At 38.1% G+C, this 16,092-nt stretch carries 16 protein-coding genes; 6 read left to right on the forward strand and 10 right to left on the reverse strand.

What is annotated here, in order from left to right; all coding sequences use genetic code 11:
* Positions 1-45: 45 nt before the first annotated feature.
* From addB to AAG068_RS05825, 3 genes are read left to right on the forward strand one after another with little or no spacing between them, the layout of a single operon-like run.
* On the forward strand, positions 46-3,561 hold the full coding sequence (addB, locus tag AAG068_RS05815) for a helicase-exonuclease AddAB subunit AddB (RefSeq protein ID WP_342718518.1): 3,516 nt from the start codon (positions 46-48) through the stop codon (positions 3,559-3,561).
* On the forward strand, positions 3,558-7,283 hold the full coding sequence (addA, locus tag AAG068_RS05820) for a helicase-exonuclease AddAB subunit AddA (protein ID WP_342718519.1): 3,726 nt from the start codon (positions 3,558-3,560) through the stop codon (positions 7,281-7,283). Before addB ends, addA begins: the two co-directional genes overlap by 4 nt.
* A 12-nt stretch (positions 7,284-7,295) precedes the next feature.
* The gene (locus AAG068_RS05825; RefSeq protein WP_342718520.1) at positions 7,296-7,583 is read left to right on the forward strand and encodes an RNA polymerase alpha subunit C-terminal domain-containing protein; all 288 of its coding nucleotides are present in this window, start codon (positions 7,296-7,298) and stop codon (positions 7,581-7,583) included.
* A 79-nt stretch (positions 7,584-7,662) separates the two neighbouring features.
* Here AAG068_RS05825 and gerPF read toward each other — a convergent pair whose 3' ends face one another.
* From gerPF to AAG068_RS05860, 7 genes are all read right to left on the reverse strand, one after another.
* Positions 7,663-7,878: a spore germination protein GerPF gene (gerPF, locus tag AAG068_RS05830; protein ID WP_001141566.1), complete on the reverse strand. Its 216-nt coding sequence runs from the start codon at positions 7,876-7,878 to the stop codon at positions 7,663-7,665.
* 41 nt (positions 7,879-7,919) lie between these two features.
* Positions 7,920-8,306, reverse strand: a complete 387-nt coding sequence (locus tag AAG068_RS05835; RefSeq protein ID WP_342718521.1) for a spore germination protein GerPE — start codon at positions 8,304-8,306, stop codon at positions 7,920-7,922.
* Between the two features lie 15 nt (positions 8,307-8,321).
* Entirely contained in the window at positions 8,322-8,516 is a 195-nt protein-coding gene (gerPD, locus tag AAG068_RS05840; RefSeq protein ID WP_342718522.1) for a spore germination protein GerPD, read from the reverse strand.
* Between the two features lie 6 nt (positions 8,517-8,522).
* Complete coding sequence (gene gerPC / locus AAG068_RS05845; RefSeq protein WP_342718523.1) at positions 8,523-9,137, reverse strand: spore germination protein GerPC; 615 nt, start codon at positions 9,135-9,137, stop codon at positions 8,523-8,525.
* A 68-nt stretch (positions 9,138-9,205) separates the two neighbouring features.
* A complete protein-coding gene (gerPB, locus tag AAG068_RS05850; RefSeq protein WP_087957704.1) occupies positions 9,206-9,412 on the reverse strand; it encodes a spore germination protein GerPB in 207 nt (68 codons plus the stop codon).
* Positions 9,413-9,426: 14 nt separating this feature from the next.
* On the reverse strand, positions 9,427-9,648 hold the full coding sequence (gene gerPA, locus AAG068_RS05855; protein ID WP_001111188.1) for a spore germination protein GerPA: 222 nt from the start codon (positions 9,646-9,648) through the stop codon (positions 9,427-9,429).
* A 96-nt stretch (positions 9,649-9,744) separates the two neighbouring features.
* Entirely contained in the window at positions 9,745-9,924 is a 180-nt protein-coding gene (locus tag AAG068_RS05860; protein ID WP_000462846.1) for an aspartyl-phosphate phosphatase Spo0E family protein, read from the reverse strand.
* A 246-nt stretch (positions 9,925-10,170) separates the two neighbouring features.
* Between AAG068_RS05860 and AAG068_RS05865 the strand changes: the two genes are divergently transcribed.
* On the forward strand, positions 10,171-11,070 hold the full coding sequence (locus AAG068_RS05865) for a fumarylacetoacetate hydrolase family protein (RefSeq protein WP_342718525.1): 900 nt from the start codon (positions 10,171-10,173) through the stop codon (positions 11,068-11,070).
* Between the two features lie 35 nt (positions 11,071-11,105).
* On the opposite strand, the gene AAG068_RS05870 is transcribed toward AAG068_RS05865, so the two are convergent.
* A complete protein-coding gene (locus AAG068_RS05870; RefSeq protein ID WP_342718526.1) occupies positions 11,106-11,390 on the reverse strand; it encodes a hypothetical protein in 285 nt (94 codons plus the stop codon).
* Positions 11,391-11,500: 110 nt separating this feature from the next.
* Positions 11,501-12,691, reverse strand: a complete 1,191-nt coding sequence (rocD, locus tag AAG068_RS05875) for an ornithine aminotransferase (protein WP_000616655.1) — start codon at positions 12,689-12,691, stop codon at positions 11,501-11,503.
* Between the two features lie 150 nt (positions 12,692-12,841).
* Here rocD and AAG068_RS05880 point away from each other — a divergent pair, with 150 nt between their 5' ends.
* Positions 12,842-13,207, forward strand: a complete 366-nt coding sequence (locus AAG068_RS05880) for a YisL family protein (RefSeq protein WP_000233490.1) — start codon at positions 12,842-12,844, stop codon at positions 13,205-13,207.
* Between the two features lie 129 nt (positions 13,208-13,336).
* On the opposite strand, the gene AAG068_RS05885 is transcribed toward AAG068_RS05880, so the two are convergent.
* Positions 13,337-13,891, reverse strand: coding sequence for a DUF2777 domain-containing protein (locus tag AAG068_RS05885; RefSeq protein WP_342718527.1), 555 nt, complete (start codon positions 13,889-13,891; stop codon positions 13,337-13,339).
* A gap of 238 nt (positions 13,892-14,129) precedes the next feature.
* Here AAG068_RS05885 and asnB point away from each other — a divergent pair, with 238 nt between their 5' ends.
* Positions 14,130-15,977 carry an asparagine synthase (glutamine-hydrolyzing) gene (asnB, locus tag AAG068_RS05890; RefSeq protein ID WP_342718528.1) on the forward strand — a complete coding sequence of 616 codons (1,848 nt, stop codon included), beginning with the start codon at positions 14,130-14,132 and terminating at the stop codon, positions 15,975-15,977.
* Positions 15,978-16,092 lie beyond the last annotated feature (115 nt).

A 16,092-nucleotide genomic window follows, 5' to 3' on the forward strand; every position in this document is an offset into this window, starting at 1 on the left:
TAGTAGCAAACTAACGTTCGTTATGTAAGTGAAAGGTGGGGTTACATGTCACTTCGATTTGTGATTGGTAGAGCGGGAAGTGGAAAAAGTACACTTTGTTTACACGAAGTGCAAGAAGAGTTAAAGCAGCGTCCAAGAGGGGAAACATTATTATATCTTGTGCCAGAACAGATGACATTCCAAACGCAGCAGGCGTTAATTGGTAGTGAGGATGTTAGAGGTTCTATTCGGGCACAAGTTTTTAGTTTTTCACGGTTAGCGTGGAAGGTACTGCAAGAAGTCGGCGGAGCGAGTCGTCTTCACATTGATGAAGCGGGCGTACATATGTTACTTCGTAAAATTGTAGAGTCTCGTAAAGATGGATTATCGGTGTTCCAAAAAGCAGCGGAGCAAAACGGTTTCTTTGAACATCTTGGTAGTATGATTGCAGAGTTTAAACGTTACAACGTGACGCCATCGAACGTATATGAAATGTGGCAACAATTAGATGCGCATAGTAGCAGTGCCGAACAAAAGCTATTAGCGAATAAAGTGTATGATTTACAACTACTATATGATGATTTCGAGCGTGCTTTAATCGGAAAATATTTAGATTCAGAAGACTACCTACAATTGCTAGTAGAAAAGCTTCCGCAGTCTGAATATGTAAATGGGGCTGAAATTTATATAGATGGATTTCATTCATTCTCACCGCAAGAGCTAGAAATTGTAAGACAGCTTATGATTTGCGGCGCGAGAGTTACAATCACGTTAACGCTAGATGAAAAAACGTTAGCGCAGCCAGTAAATGAACTAGATTTATTTTATGAAACGACGTTAACATATGAAAAAATAAAACAAGTAGCACGTGAAGAGAAGATAGAAATTGAAAAAACGATTCCACTTATGGAACAGCCGCGTTTTCATTCGCAATCATTAGCGCATTTAGAAGCGCACTACGAAGCACGACCAAATGAAAAGTTTCACGGAGAAGCAAGTGTAACGATTAGCACAGCCGCGAATTTACGAGCGGAAGTAGAAGGCGTTGCTCGTGAAATTCGTAGGCTTGTGGCAGGTGAAGACTATCGTTACCGAGATATTGCGGTTCTTCTTCGTAACGGGGAAAGTTATTACGATGTAATGCGAACGCTATTTACAGATTATAATATCCCGCACTTCATCGATGAAAAGCGCCCTATGTCACATCATCCACTAGTAGAATGCATTCGTTCTGCACTCGAGATTATTAGGGGAAATTGGCGTTATGATGCAGTGTTCCGCTGCGTGAAAACAGAGCTTTTATATCCATTAGACGTAAGAAAAGAAACGATGCGTGAAGAGATGGATGAGTTTGAAAACTACTGTTTAGCGTACGGTGTACAAGGGAAGAGATGGACTTCTGAAGATCCATGGATGTATCGTCGCTATCGTTCTCTTGACGATACGGACGGGATGATTACAGACAGTGAACGTGAAATGGAAGAGAAAATAAATCGATTGCGCGACGTTGTAAGAACGCCAGTTATTCGTATGCAAAAAAGATTGAAGCGTGCGGGAACAGTTATGCAAATGTGCGAAGCTGTTTACTTATTTTTAGAAGAGCTGGACGTTCCGAAAAAACTAGAAGCATTACGTATTCGTGCAGAAGAGAGTGGAGATTTCTTATTTGCGACAGATCATGAACAAGTATGGGAAGAGGTAATGAGTCTTCTTGATACGTTCGTTGAGATGCTTGGCGAAGAAAAAATGTCACTTTCTATGTTCACCGACGTTATGTCTACAGGACTTGAGGCACTTCAATTTGCCAACATTCCACCGTCATTAGATCAAGTGTTAATTGCAAATATTGATCGTTCTAGATTATCAAATGTGAAAGCAACATTTGTCATTGGTGTGAATGAAGGTGTGATTCCAGCAGCACCGATGGATGAAGGGATGCTTTCTGATGAGGAAAGAGACGTTCTTAGTGCTGCAGGTATCGAATTAGCACCAACGACGAGACAAACTTTATTAGAAGAACAGTTCGTTATGTACCAAATGGTAACGAGAGCAACTGAGAAATTATACATTTCATGCCCGCTTGCAGATGAGGAAGGGAAGACGTTACTTGCTTCTAGCTTTATTAAGAAAATAAAAAGAATGTTCCCTGATGTGAAAGATACATTTATTACGAATGACGTAAATGATTTATCACGTTCGGAACAAATTTCATATGTAGCAACGCCAGAAGTAACGTTGTCATATGTAATGCAGCAACTTCAAACGTGGAAGCGATATGGATTTGAAGGGAATTTAGATTTTTGGTGGGATGTATATAATTTCTACGTTACTTCAGATGAATGGAAGCAAAAAAGTAGCCGCGTATTATCAAGCTTATTCTATCGAAATCGTGCGCAAAAGCTAAGTACAGCTGTAAGTAGAGATTTATACGGAGATAAAATAAAAGGAAGCGTTTCTCGTATGGAATTATTTAACCGTTGTGCGTACGCTCATTTCGCGCAGCACGGTTTATCATTAAGAGAGCGTGATATTTTCAAACTGGATGCGCCAGATATCGGTGAATTATTCCATGCAGCGCTGAAGAGAATTGCAGACAGGCTATTACGTGAAAATCGTACTTGGGCGGATTTATCAATAAAAGAGTGTGAGCATCTTTCTATTTTAGTAATAGAAGAGATTGCACCGTTATTACAAAGACAAATTTTATTAAGTTCAAACCGTCATTTCTATTTAAAACAAAAACTACAACAAATCATTTTCCGTACGTCAATCATTCTTCGTGAGCACGCGAAATCAAGTGGTTTCGTACCAGTTGATTTAGAAGTACCATTCGGTATGGGCGGTACAGGATCACTTCCGCCGATGGAATTCTCATTACCAAATGGTGTGAAGATGGAAGTAGTTGGCCGTATTGACCGTGTAGATAAGGCAGAAGATGAAAACGGTACGTTCCTACGTATTATTGATTATAAATCAAGCTCAAAAGCGTTAGACTTAACGGAAGTGTATTACGGATTAGCACTTCAAATGTTAACGTATTTAGATGTTGTTACTTCAAATGCACATACGTGGATGAAAAAAGGCGGCACGGCTTCACCGGCTGGTGTACTGTACTTCCATATTCATAACCCGATTGTTGAGATGAAAGGTGACGCATCTGAAGCGGAAATTGAGAAAGAAATTTTAAAGAAATTTAAAATGAAAGGACTCGTGCTAGGAGATGCTGACGTTGTTCGTTTAATGGATAACAAACTTTCTACAGGAAGCTCTGATATTATTTCTGCTGGTCTGAAAAAAGACGGAAGCTTTAGTGCGCGTTCGAGTATTGCAAGTGAACAAGAGTTTAACGTACTTCAAAAATACGTACACCATTCGTTTGAAAATATCGGAAAAGACATTACAGAAGGCGTGATTGATATTGCCCCTTATAAAAAAGGGAATAAAGCGGCGTGTACGTTCTGTAACTTCAAATCTGTTTGTCAGTTCGATGAATCACTTGAAGATAACCAATTCCGTACGCTAAAAGATATGAAAGATAGCGAAGCGATGGAGAAAATTAGAGAGGAGGTTGGCGGAGAATGATAGAAAATTGGCCTAAAAAACCAGAAGGTAGTCAGTGGACAGATGACCAGTGGAAAGCCGTTGTAGCGAACGGACGTGATGTTTTAGTCGCGGCAGCAGCTGGTTCAGGGAAAACAGCAGTATTAGTTGAACGTATTATTAAAAAGATTATAAATGAAGAAAATCCAGTCGATGTCGACCGCCTGCTCGTTGTAACATTTACGAATGCAGCGGCGCAAGAGATGAAAAACAGAATTGGGGAAGCATTAGAAAAAGTATTAATTGATGAGCCAGGCTCGCAGCACATTAGAAAGCAGCTGAGCCTATTAAATAAAGCTTCTATTTCGACGATCCATTCCTTTTGTTTACAAGTAATTAGAGGATACTATTACATGCTTGATGTTGATCCTCGTTTCCGCATTGCGAATCAAACGGAAAATGAATTGTTAAAAGAAGAAGTGCTAGATGACATATTAGAAGAAGAGTATGGAATTGAAGATAATACGATATTCTTTGAACTCGTTGACCGTTATACAAGTGACCGTAGTGACGATGATTTACAGCGTATGATTTTAGCGCTTCATACAGAATCAAGAGCGCATCCAAATCCGGAAAAATGGCTCGATAAATTAGTAGAAGCATATGACGTAGAAGGAAAGACAATTGAAGATTTAGTGTATGCTTCTTACTTATTAGAAGATGTGAAATTCCAGCTTGAAACAGCGGAACAGCATATTCGTAAAGCGACGGAACTCGCAATGCTTCCTGACGGTCCAGCGCCTCGCGTTGAAACATTGCAAGCAGATTTAGCTTTACTTGGAACGTTATCATCAGCCGCTCGTGAATCGTGGACAAGCGTATATGAAGCGATGCAAAACGTATCATGGCAAACGTTAAAGCGTATTAAGAAAAGTGATTACAATGAAGATGTTGTAAAACAAGTAGACTCTCTTCGTAATAAAGCGAAAGATGAAGTGAAGAAATTACAAGAAGAGCTATTTAGCCGCAAACCTGAAAGTTTCTTACGAGATTTTCAAGATATGCATCCTGTATTAGAAAAGCTTGTTCAACTTGTAAAAGTATTTACAGAGCGTTTCCAAGCGATGAAACGAGATAAAGGAATGGTCGATTTCACAGATTTAGAGCATTTCTGTTTACAAATTTTAAGCGAACAAAGTGAAAATGGTGAAATGAATCCGTCAGCAGTAGCGCTCCAATATCGCAATAAATTTGCTGAAGTATTAGTCGATGAATATCAAGATACGAATTTCGTACAAGAATCGATTATTAAATTCGTAACGAAAGATTCTGAGAGTGAAGGAAACTTATTCATGGTAGGTGACGTAAAGCAGTCGATTTATCGTTTCCGACTAGCAGAACCAGGCTTATTCCTAGGAAAGTATAAACGCTTCACACAAGAAGGATTAGGCGGCGGAATGAAGATTGATTTAGCGAAAAACTTCCGTAGTCGTCATGAAGTGTTAGCAGGTACGAACTTTATCTTCAAACAAATTATGGGCGAAGAAGTCGGAGAAATCGACTACGATGCTGACGCTGAATTAAAGTTAGGTGCTAGCTATCCAGAAGGTGAAGATGTAGCGGCTGAACTACTATGTATTCAGCAAACGGAAGAAGAAGTGCCAGACGGTGAAGAAGGTGCCGAAGTAGAAAAAGCTCAGCTTGAAGCTCGACTTATGGCGCAGCGTATTAAAGCGATGGTTGATTCAGGTTATGAAGTGTATGACCGTAAAACGGATAGTATGCGCCCTGTACAATACCGTGACTTCGTTATTTTACTTCGCTCTATGCCGTGGGCGCCGCAAATTATGGAAGAGTTAAAGTTGCAAGGACTTCCAGTATACGCTGATCTTGCGACTGGTTACTTTGAAGCGACAGAAGTAAATATAATGATGAACGTATTCCGCGTGATCGATAATCCGATGCAAGATATTCCGCTTGCAGCAGTGCTTCGTTCACCAATTGTTGGATTAAATGATGAAGAACTTGCAACGCTTCGTGCTCACGGGAAAAAAGGCTCGTTTTATGAAGTGATGAGCTCATTCTTAAAAGGGGCACCGCTTGAAGAAGAACAAGAACTACACGATAAATTAGAGTGGTTCTATAACTTACTACAAGGATGGCGTGAATTCGCACGCCAACAGTCACTTTCTGATTTAATTTGGAAAGTGTACGGTGAGACAGGTTATTACGATTTCGTTGGCGGTTTACCAGCTGGAAAGCAAAGGCAAGCAAACTTACGCATACTATATGACCGTGCAAGACAATATGAAGCAACATCGTTTAGAGGATTATTCCGCTTCTTACGTTTTATTGAACGTATTTTAGAACGCGGTGATGATATGGGTACGGCAAGAGCTTTAGGTGAACAAGAAGACGTCGTTCGCATTATGACGATTCATAAAAGTAAAGGACTAGAGTTCCCAGTCGTATTCGTAGCTGGGTTAGGTCGCCGTTTTAACACACAAGATTTAATGAAACGTTTCTTACTGCATAAAGACTTCGGTTTCGGTTCACAGTTTATCGATCCTCGTAAACGAATTAAATATACGACATTATCACAACTTGCGATTAAGCGTAAAATGAAGATGGAATTAATTGCGGAAGAAATGCGCGTATTATACGTAGCGTTAACTCGTGCAAAAGAGAAGCTAATTTTAATTGGAACAGTGAAGGATGCAAATAAGGAAATGGAAAAATGGCTTGATGCGAGGGAGCATAGTGAATGGTTATTACCAGACCATATACGTGCCGGAGCGTCTTGTTATTTAGACTGGATTGCACCTTCATTATATAGACATCGTGATAGTGAAATGCTTCTTGAATTAGGACAAGGGAGCATTCCAGGTGAAATTTATGGATACGACACGAGCTGGAAAGTAGAAGTTGTTGACGGTAACACGTTACTCGCGCCAGAACCGGTTCAAGAAGAGAAACAAGAATTATTAGAAGCGCTTCGTGAGAAAAAAGCTGTTCCCCTGCAAAGTGAACGAAAAGAAGAAGTGTATGACAGATTAATGTGGAAGTACGGATATGAGGAAGCAACATCTCATCGTGCGAAACAGTCTGTTACAGAAATAAAGAGAAATTATCAATCTGAAGAAGGTAGCGATAATGCCTTTATTAAAAAACTGCGTGCGCCAATTAAAACACGCCCTCGTTTTATGGAGAAAAAAGGATTAACGTACGCTGAAAGAGGTACGGCAGTTCACGCTGTCATGCAGCATGTCGATTTAAAGAAGCCGATTACAGAAGAAGTGATTCGGGAACAAATTAATGGCATGGTCAATAAAGAGTTATTAACATTCGAACAAGCAGAAGAAATAGCAATCGAAAAAGTCATTTCATTCTTTGACAGTGATCTAGGTAAAAGAGTACTAGCGGCGAAAAGCGTTGAGCGTGAAGTACCATTTACGATGATGCTTGCAGCAGAAGAAGCATATCAAGATTGGCAAGGAAAGAGCGGGGAATCAATTCTTGTCCAAGGGGTTATTGACTGTATGATTGAAGAAGAAGACGGTATCACGTTAATCGACTTTAAAACGGATACGATTGAAGGGAAGTTCCCAGGCGGATTCGATCAGGCGAAACCAATTTTAGAAGATCGATATAAAGTGCAGCTTTCTTTATATGCAAAGGCACTTGAAAAAAGCTTACAACATCCTGTGAAAGAGAAATGCTTATACTTCTTTGATGGCAACCATGTTGTAAAAATTGAAGAATAGAGGGACTTGAAAATGGCAACGGAAAAAACGTTACGAACGTGTGAAAAAGGACATGAATACTATAAAAGTAGCGATTGTCCAACTTGCCCAACTTGTGAGGAAGAAAAGAAACCAAAAACAGGCTTTCTTTCACTTCTTTCATCACCAGCACGAAATGCTCTGCAACATCATGGAATTCACACGATAGAAGAACTCTCAAAGTATAGTGAAAAAGAGATTTTAAAACTGCACGGTATGGGACCAGCGTCTATGCCAAAGCTTAAAAAGGCTTTGGAGGAGAACGGGTTATCATTTAAATAAAATGAAACAGTAAACAGTGGAGTTTTTGATAATATAATGAGGTAAAAGAAAAAAAGTAGGAGATATTCTCCTACTTTTTTTATGCTGTTCCAATTTGATCTTGATCGGCCACATCAGAATCAAACGTATTTGTTGCACTAACACCGTTAAACGTATTCACGACAAATCCAACATTGGAAGCTCCGGAACCATTATAAGCTTTCGTATTTTCTTTCGGAGACACGTTATAAAAATCCCCTAAATTAAAAGAACCATTACTGTTTTGAACGACGAGATTTCCGACAACAGAAGGCATACCATCCACCTACTTTACTAAGTTTTTAATTACTATATGAATTATTGAGCGGAAGGTTCATCCGTAATATATTGGCGGATTTGCATAATACGAGAGTTATTAAAAACATAATCAACATTTCCGATTTGAAATCCACCAGAATTTAAAAGTGATCGTAATTCAACATTGTTTACTTCAATAAAAGGGCATTCATTTACAATGTTTAATTTTACATCTGTCGTTCGCTTTGGGATTGTGACGTGTTCATCTGTAAAGATTTCAAATGCATCTAAGCGACCTTCGTCTTTTATATAACAAGGGATTTCCCTGTGTACGGCAAGCGCTCTACTTTTTAATTCCATTTGATTTGCATCTCCAACTTGAAATACGGCAGCAATTCCTAAAGAAATAATAGAAACATTTTGGACAACAGACACATGATGTAACATAATTTCTCAGTCTCCTTAACCTGGAGTAGGAGGGACATCTGTTACTAACGGTACAAATGGCCCCTCTGTAACAGTTTCAAATGGTGTATCAAGAATTGAAGATAGAATGAGGAGATTCGCATCCCCAATTAAAAAGAGTGCGGACGACGATACACCGTTCATTTTAATCTGTCCGACTTTTAATTCATGATTTACAACGTTAAGGTTCATGCATACTTACTCCTTTCGGAAATTGCCCGGTATGTGTTGAATAAAAGATAGAAATGCTTTGTCGATATCTTGTTTCATTGCTTGAATAATGATATCTCGTAAGTAATCTGGATCTGTTGAAATCCCTTCATATGATTGCGCTTGTGATAAATAATAAGGAAGTCTATGCTCCATCTGTTTTTTTATGTCATCAACCATCATTTGTCGATACATTTCATCGAGCGGCGTTCTCTCTTCTTGTTCAAAATGGAGAATTCGGCTATATGCTTCTTCATCTAAGTAACGATGCATTTCTTGGAGGATGCCTTGGTAAAAGTCTGGATTCGTTTCAGTTTCAGGATTGACCTTCAAGGTTTCTGTATCAACTTGAAAATCCTCGATTTGCTGGCCTTTTGCTGAAAATGGGTTCAAACCAATATTTAAAGTCCCATTTAAATTTTCTACTTTTAATTGATCGAATTTGTATTCCACTTTTCCTATAGAAGAGGAGGGGCGATTTTTTAATTCGTTAAGCTCTTCTTGTAGTTGGCGCACTTGATCCTCTAAATTCAGGATGGATGCTTGTTGTATTTGAAGAGCTTGTTGAAGTTGGTGTAAGTAAGTATATATATCTTGATTCATTTTGTGAAACCTCCTTTTCAATAGGGAGGGTAAATATATTCCTGCTATATATTTATGACAAGGATGTCTTAAGAAGAACTAGTTGATGGTTTGATAGAAATAATTTGTCCTTTCGCCTGTAATGGGCGAAGGGGCTCTGTAAATCCGCCAGTATTTGAGAATTTAGATAGAGCTTTAATACTTCCAGCAGTACCAATTTGGAATACAGAAGAGGTTGTAATGCTATCAATTCTGATGCTGTTAATGATGATGCTTTGGTTTACGTAAAAATTCAATACAATCGCCCCCTTTAAGTTGAACCAATTATCGCTTGATCAACGACATCTGAATCATTAACAGTCGTTGCACTTTGATAATTGTAGACAGAAACGTTATCTCCAACATTAAAAGAGCCGGCCCCAGCGAAAGCGCGTGAATAACTAATAGGCCTAATCGCAAATACATCTCCAATATGAAAAATACCACTTGATCCAATATTGACGATACGAATATGTCCGACCATAGCTGGCATACAAAACACCTTTCGTTTTTAAAGTTTTCTTTTCTACTATTGTATGGGCGTTTTCAATAAAATGTGTGTTTTTTTGAAATAAAAGAAACACACACGTTATTGCGTGTGTGTTTCGAGTGTTTGATTAGGGTGAAAATCCGTATGTACATGCCAAATTACATTTAAGAGCCTGTCCAGTTCCTGGCTACAATCCACTGTTTTTTGAGAAGTCATTCCGTAGCGTTCAGCAAAATAAATCATTTTTTCACGTTTTTTTTCAATCGCTTGCTCAAACATTGAAATCGGCTCCATCTCTAAATGAAATTTTTAGTATATATGTAGTACATATTATACAAAAAAACCATAAAAAAGAAATGCCTTCGCTAAAAAAAGTAAAATTTCTACATTTTATGCCAAATGCATAGGAGTAACGAATAGGATATGAGAAGAATATTGTAAAAATTAGCGTGTATGAGAAGGTTTTTTTCTTACGGATGCGAATACAATTAAATGGTATGAGTTTTAGGATGGAGAGTGGAAATATTGCGTTTTGTAACGGTGAAAAAAGATGAAAAGGTATTTGTAGGTATTGTGGATGAAGAGGAAGAGAAGGTATTGCACTTAAGAGAAGCGCAAAGGCAAAAAGGGGAAAAGGTTACGATTCCAATCACAATGTTAGAGTGTATTGAAAGAGGAACCAAATGTTTCGAAAAAATATGTGATATTGTAAATTGGGCGAAGGAAAATGAAGGAACTGCGCATTATCCGTTAAATGAGGTGAAAATATTAGCACCAATTCCAAGGCCAAGGAAGAATATTTTGTGCGTTGGAAAAAATTATCGTGAGCATGCGATAGAAATGGGCGGAGAAGAGTCAATTCCAGAAAATATAATGATCTTCACGAAAGCGCCAACGACAGTTATTGGAATGGATGAAAAAATTAACAGTCATCCCCACGCAACGAATGAACTAGATTATGAAGGAGAACTAGCTATTATCATCGGTAAGCGAGGGAAACAAATAAAAAAAGAAAAAGCGCTTGAGCATGTTTTTGGTTACACCATTATAAATGATATAACTGCTCGCGACATTCAAAGGAAGCATAAACAATTTTTCCTTGGAAAAAGTTTCGATACATTTTGTCCGATGGGACCGTATTTAATTCATAAATCAATGGTTGAAACGCCAAATGCGTTACACATTGAAACGGTAGTAAATGGAGAGATAAGACAAACTTCAAATACAAATAAAATGATTTTTTCACTAGAAGAAATTATTTCAACGATAAGTAAAGGTATGACGTTAGAACCAGGAGATATTATCGCAACAGGAACGCCGGCTGGTGTCGGAAAAGGTTTCACACCACCGAAGTTTTTGCATGCGGGTGATGAAGTGGTCGTTACAGTAGAAGGAATTGGTACTTTGCGAAATGTAGTGAAATGAAGAAAAGGGCTATCTTATTAATAGATAGCTCTTTTCTATGGTCTTGGGTGATAGAGGTAATCGATAACGGAAAAGGTATAAAGACCAATTAATGCAAGTGTACAAATGCCAAATAGCATAACCGCAAGTGCACTTTTTTCTCGTCCAAAACCAATAATAGTAAGAATAACAGCAGTCCAAAAGGATGCTTTCAGTAGTGTGAATGTAGTAGAAGTCAAGTAGTGAGTAAGGAAAGTTGTGAGAAGCAGGAAGCTAAAGAATGTAGCTAAAATAAAAGATGTAGCTAAATAGTTAATATGTTTGCCGTATCTCAATAACATATCGTACCTCCTTTGTGAATTTAAAATACAGAAAATTACAATTTTATTTTAATATAAATCAATATAAAAAGAAAGAGGTTGTCCTAACGTGTAGGACAACCTCTCTATTATTACGATAATACAGCTTTAATTTTTTGGAATGCCCACTCTAAATCTTCTTCAGAGATTACTAGAGGTGGTGCGATACGAATTACGTTTTCGTGTGTTTCTTTACATAATAGTCCAGCTGCTTTTAGTTGTTCACAGTAAGGACGAGCTGGTTCGTTTAATTCGATACCGATGAATAAACCTTTACCGCGAACCTCAGTGATCATTGGGTTATCAATCTCTTTTAATTGCCCAACTAATTTTTCTCCTAATTGAAGAGAACGCTCTGTTAATTTCTCTTCTTCTAACACTTCAAGAGCTGCGATAGAAACAGCACATGCAAGTGGGTTACCACCGAATGTAGAACCGTGAGAACCTGGCTCGAATACGCCTAAAATGTCGCGGTTTGCTGCTACGCAAGAGATTGGGAATACGCCGCCACCAAGTGCTTTACCAAGTATGTACATGTCAGGAGTTACACCGTCCCAGTCACAAGCAAATACTTTACCAGTACGACCTAAGCCAGTTTGGATTTCATCTGCTACAAATAAAACGTTTTCTTTTTTACATACTTCAAGAGCTTCTTTTAAGAAACCAGCTGGTGGGATGTTAATTCCTGCCTCACCTTGAATAGGCTCTAAAATGAATGCAGCTGTGTTTGGTGTAATAGCAGCTTTTAACGCTTCTAAATCACCGTAAGGAATTACAACGATGCCAGGAAGCATTGGACCGAATCCACGCTTGTACTCTTCGTTTGAAGACATAGAAACAGCACCCATTGTACGTCCGTGGAAGTTATCTTCACAAACGATAATTTCAGCACGGTTTGCTTCTACTTTCTTCACATCATAAGCCCAGCGGCGAGCTGTTTTAATTGCAGTCTCAACAGCCTCTGCACCTGTATTCATTGGAAGTACCATTTCTTTATTAGTTAGTTTCGCAACTTTTTCGTACCAAGGACCTAATTGATCGCTATGGAAAGCACGAGAAGTTAACGTAACACGATTAGCTTGGTCAATTAAAGCGTTAATAATTTTTGGGTGACGATGACCTTGGTTTACTGCAGAATATGCACTTAATAAGTCCATATAGCGGTTTCCTTCAGGATCCTCTACCCAAACGCCTTCTGCTTTAGAAATAACGATTGGAAGTGGGTGATAGTTATTTGCTCCGTATGTGTCTGTAAGTTCGATAATATCCTTAGTTTGAATCATGATTGTTCCCCCTTTTGTTATTACAAGAAGTTTGTAAATACTCTAAATATTATATCATTTAAATGTAAAAAAGCGAAACATTTCCTGAAAATAAATGAACATGTTATCATATAGAGTGAAAAAGTGTGAAAAGAGGAGGTAAGGGATACGATGGTACATATGCATATTACAGCATGGGCGTTAGGTTTAATTTTATTCTTCGTTGCGTATTCACTTTATTCAGCAGGAAGAAAAGGTAAAGGTGTACATATGGGGCTTCGCCTTATGTACATTATCATTATTGTGACAGGTTTCATGTTGTACATGGGGATTATGAAGACTGCAACAAGTAACATGCACATGTGGTATGGTTTAAAAATGATAGCTGGTATTTTAGTTATCGGTGGAATGGAAATGGTTCTTGTGAAAATGAGCAAGAACAAAGCAACAGGGGCAGTTTGGGGGCTATTTATTGTTGCGCTAGTAGCAGTATTTTACCTTGGACTGAAATTACCGATTGGCTGGCAAGTATTTTAATAAAAAATAAAACCACCTTATGATCTCAAAGACTTGGGAGATAAGGTGGTTTTTTACTTTATCCCGTAAATACCTGATTGGTGAAGGTTAATAATCAGTGGGGGTTGCCCCGCTGATTAAAGTTTCACTTTATGTCGCATCAATATGCAACTCTTCTCCGTTTACTTTCGTAAAACGAAACATATTTTTATTTGACGTAGCGTGACGAACGAAATGGTGCTGCAATGTACAAATCATCTCTTCGTTATCAAATAAAAGAATATTTACTCCTTCGCATGCCTCCTCTTTCGGTAAGAAAGATAAATAATTATGACAATACATGCAATCATATAAAGAGTAATGAAGGGATTGCAATGATTCCGTTAATAATGTAAAGGCAGAGTCAGGTAACTCCTCAAGCCATTCCGTATAGCTAAGAAGTAATTTTTTTCGAATTCGTATCATTTCACCGTTTTGCAGGTGATGCTGTTCGTTGGCGATTTGTAATACATCTTGTTCATAGAAACGAGCTGGTAGCCAGTTGTTGTTATATAAAATTTCAAAGCCATCACCGGCAATATCTTCTAATAAAAATGCTTCATCATTTTCATCATCAAAGAATACCCATTCATTGTTTATATATTCTACATTACCGACTGTATGAGCGCGAGGTTGGTTATATAAAATATGGTTACGTTGTATCATACACGATTTCTCCTTTATGAAAAGTAGTTATTTCTGTTATAGACAGTTCATGCGTTCTTTATAACTAGACACATCTAGACATAGGTGGGCATACAATAAAACACGTTTTACTGAGTGAAAATGCTATTCCGTATGAGGATAGTAGGTTATCGTTAAGTTTTTCATTTTTTAATCCGCACTCTTAGGGTGGGGATTACTGCACGTTCAAGAAAAGAAATAAGATGGAAGGATGATTTATATGTGCGGGATTACAGGATGGGTGGATTATAAACGCTCATTAGAAGGAGAACGGGACGTCGTTACGAAGATGGCTGAGACGTTAGCGAAGCGTGGTCCAGATGATAATAAAGTTTGGATTAAAGGCAATGTTGCATTTGGACATAAACGGTTAATCGTTGTTGATCCTGAGGGTGGGAAACAACCGATGACTTGTTTAAAAGATGAAACGAATTATGCAATTTGCTATAACGGTGAACTGTATAATACGGAAGATATTCGAAAGGAACTATTAAGAAGGGGATATACGTTCAAAGGTCATTCTGATACGGAAGTACTATTAGCGTCGTATATTGAATGGAAAGAAGAATGTGTCGATCATTTAAACGGTATATATGCCTTTGCCGTATGGGATGAACAGAAAGAACAAGTGTTTATTGCGCGAGATCGACTAGGTGTAAAACCACTATTTTATAAATATGATAGTGGGCGATTACTATTTGGTTCAGAATTAAAAGCGATACTGGCGCATCCAGATGTGAAGGCGGAAGTAACGTTAGAAGGGTTATCCGAAATATTTGGACTTGGACCATCTAGAACGCCTGGTCACGGTATTTATGCCAGTATAAAAGAGTTACGTCCAGGTCATGCGATGACATTTTCAAAGAACGGTTTATGTATATGGAGATATTGGAATGTAGAAAGCAAAAAGCACGAAGACTCCTTTGAAGAAACAGTAGAGAAAACACGCTTTTTATTACAAGATGCGATTACAAGGCAGCTCGTTTCTGATGTACCACTGTGCACTTTTCTATCAGGTGGTGTAGATTCGAGCGCCATTACAGCGATAGCTGCGAAAGAATACGCAAAGTCAGGAAAAGGACAATTACACACATACTCTGTTGATTATGAAGATAATGACAAATACTTTAAAGCGAATGCGTTCCAGCCAAATTCAGATGCACCATTTATTCATTTGATGACGGAGACGTTTCAAACGATTCATCATCGATGCGTCATTTCAAATGAACAATTAGCACAGTATTTAACAGAAGCTGTACTCGTTCGTGATTTGCCTGGTATGGCAGATATTGATTCGTCATTATTATGGTTTTGTCGTGAAATTAAAAAAGATTTTGTCGTCGGTTTATCGGGGGAATGTGCAGATGAAATATTTGGTGGTTATCCGTGGTTTTATAGAGAAGATGATTTACAATCGAGTGCATTTCCGTGGATGCGTTCTACAGAAGCACGTGAACAACTGTTAAAGAAAGAGTGGAGAAATAAATTAAACCTACAACAATATGTACAGCAGCGCTATGAAGAATCCATTCAAGAAGTTCCTATTTTAGAGGGAGAAAGCCCAATTGAAGCAAAGAGACGACAATTATTTTACTTGAACATGGTATGGTTTATGACAACATTATTAGACAGAAAAGACCGTATGAGCATGGGGGCAAGCTTAGAAGTACGCGTTCCATTTGCGGATCACCGACTTGTCGAATATGCGTGGAATATTCCTTGGGAAATGAAAATGTATAAAAATCGCGAAAAAGGTCTATTGCGTAAAGCGTTAGAAGGATTACTTCCAGATGAAATCTTATATAGAAAGAAGAGCCCGTATCCGAAAACACATAATCCGCACTATACGAAAGCAGTAACAGTATGGCTGCAAGATTTATTAACGGATAAAGGATCAATTTTACACGAACTGTTTGATAAAGAGCAGCTAAGCGGATTAATTGAGTCAGGCGGCAGTGCATTTCGATCACCTTGGTTCGGTCAATTAATGACAGGCCCTCAACTTTTAGCTCATTTAGCGCAAATTCATGTTTGGTTTAAAGAGTATGGAGTAAACATTAAAGAATAGGACAAAAGCGACTTACTTTTACGTAAGTCGCTTTTTATTAAATAAATTGTCAAATAAAATTCAAAATCATATTAGAAAAAATACTTATTTAGAATAATTATTTTGACGTACTTAT

It is taken from the genome of Bacillus paramycoides (assembly GCF_038971285.1).
Classification (GTDB): domain Bacteria; phylum Bacillota; class Bacilli; order Bacillales; family Bacillaceae_G; genus Bacillus_A.

Excerpts from the sequence above, each read along its gene's own strand:
- gerPC (WP_342718523.1), bottom strand. The coding sequence starts at position 9,137 with ATGAATCAAGATATATATACTTACTTACACCAACTTCAACAAGCTCTT.
- AAG068_RS05860 (WP_000462846.1), bottom strand. The coding sequence starts at position 9,924 with ATGTTTGAGCAAGCGATTGAAAAAAAACGTGAAAAAATGATTTATTTT.
- AAG068_RS05835 (WP_342718521.1), bottom strand. The coding sequence starts at position 8,306 with ATGTTACATCATGTGTCTGTTGTCCAAAATGTTTCTATTATTTCTTTA.
- addB (WP_342718518.1), top strand. The coding sequence starts at position 46 with ATGTCACTTCGATTTGTGATTGGTAGAGCGGGAAGTGGAAAAAGTACA.
- asnB (WP_342718528.1), top strand. The coding sequence starts at position 14,130 with ATGTGCGGGATTACAGGATGGGTGGATTATAAACGCTCATTAGAAGGA.
- AAG068_RS05885 (WP_342718527.1), bottom strand. The coding sequence starts at position 13,891 with ATGATACAACGTAACCATATTTTATATAACCAACCTCGCGCTCATACA.
- AAG068_RS05880 (WP_000233490.1), top strand. The coding sequence starts at position 12,842 with ATGGTACATATGCATATTACAGCATGGGCGTTAGGTTTAATTTTATTC.
- rocD (WP_000616655.1), bottom strand. The coding sequence starts at position 12,691 with ATGATTCAAACTAAGGATATTATCGAACTTACAGACACATACGGAGCA.
- AAG068_RS05825 (WP_342718520.1), top strand. The coding sequence starts at position 7,296 with ATGGCAACGGAAAAAACGTTACGAACGTGTGAAAAAGGACATGAATAC.
- gerPF (WP_001141566.1), bottom strand. The coding sequence starts at position 7,878 with ATGCCTTCTGTTGTCGGAAATCTCGTCGTTCAAAACAGTAATGGTTCT.
- gerPA (WP_001111188.1), bottom strand. The coding sequence starts at position 9,648 with ATGCCAGCTATGGTCGGACATATTCGTATCGTCAATATTGGATCAAGT.
- AAG068_RS05870 (WP_342718526.1), bottom strand. The coding sequence starts at position 11,390 with ATGTTATTGAGATACGGCAAACATATTAACTATTTAGCTACATCTTTT.
- gerPD (WP_342718522.1), bottom strand. The coding sequence starts at position 8,516 with ATGAACCTTAACGTTGTAAATCATGAATTAAAAGTCGGACAGATTAAA.
- addA (WP_342718519.1), top strand. The coding sequence starts at position 3,558 with ATGATAGAAAATTGGCCTAAAAAACCAGAAGGTAGTCAGTGGACAGAT.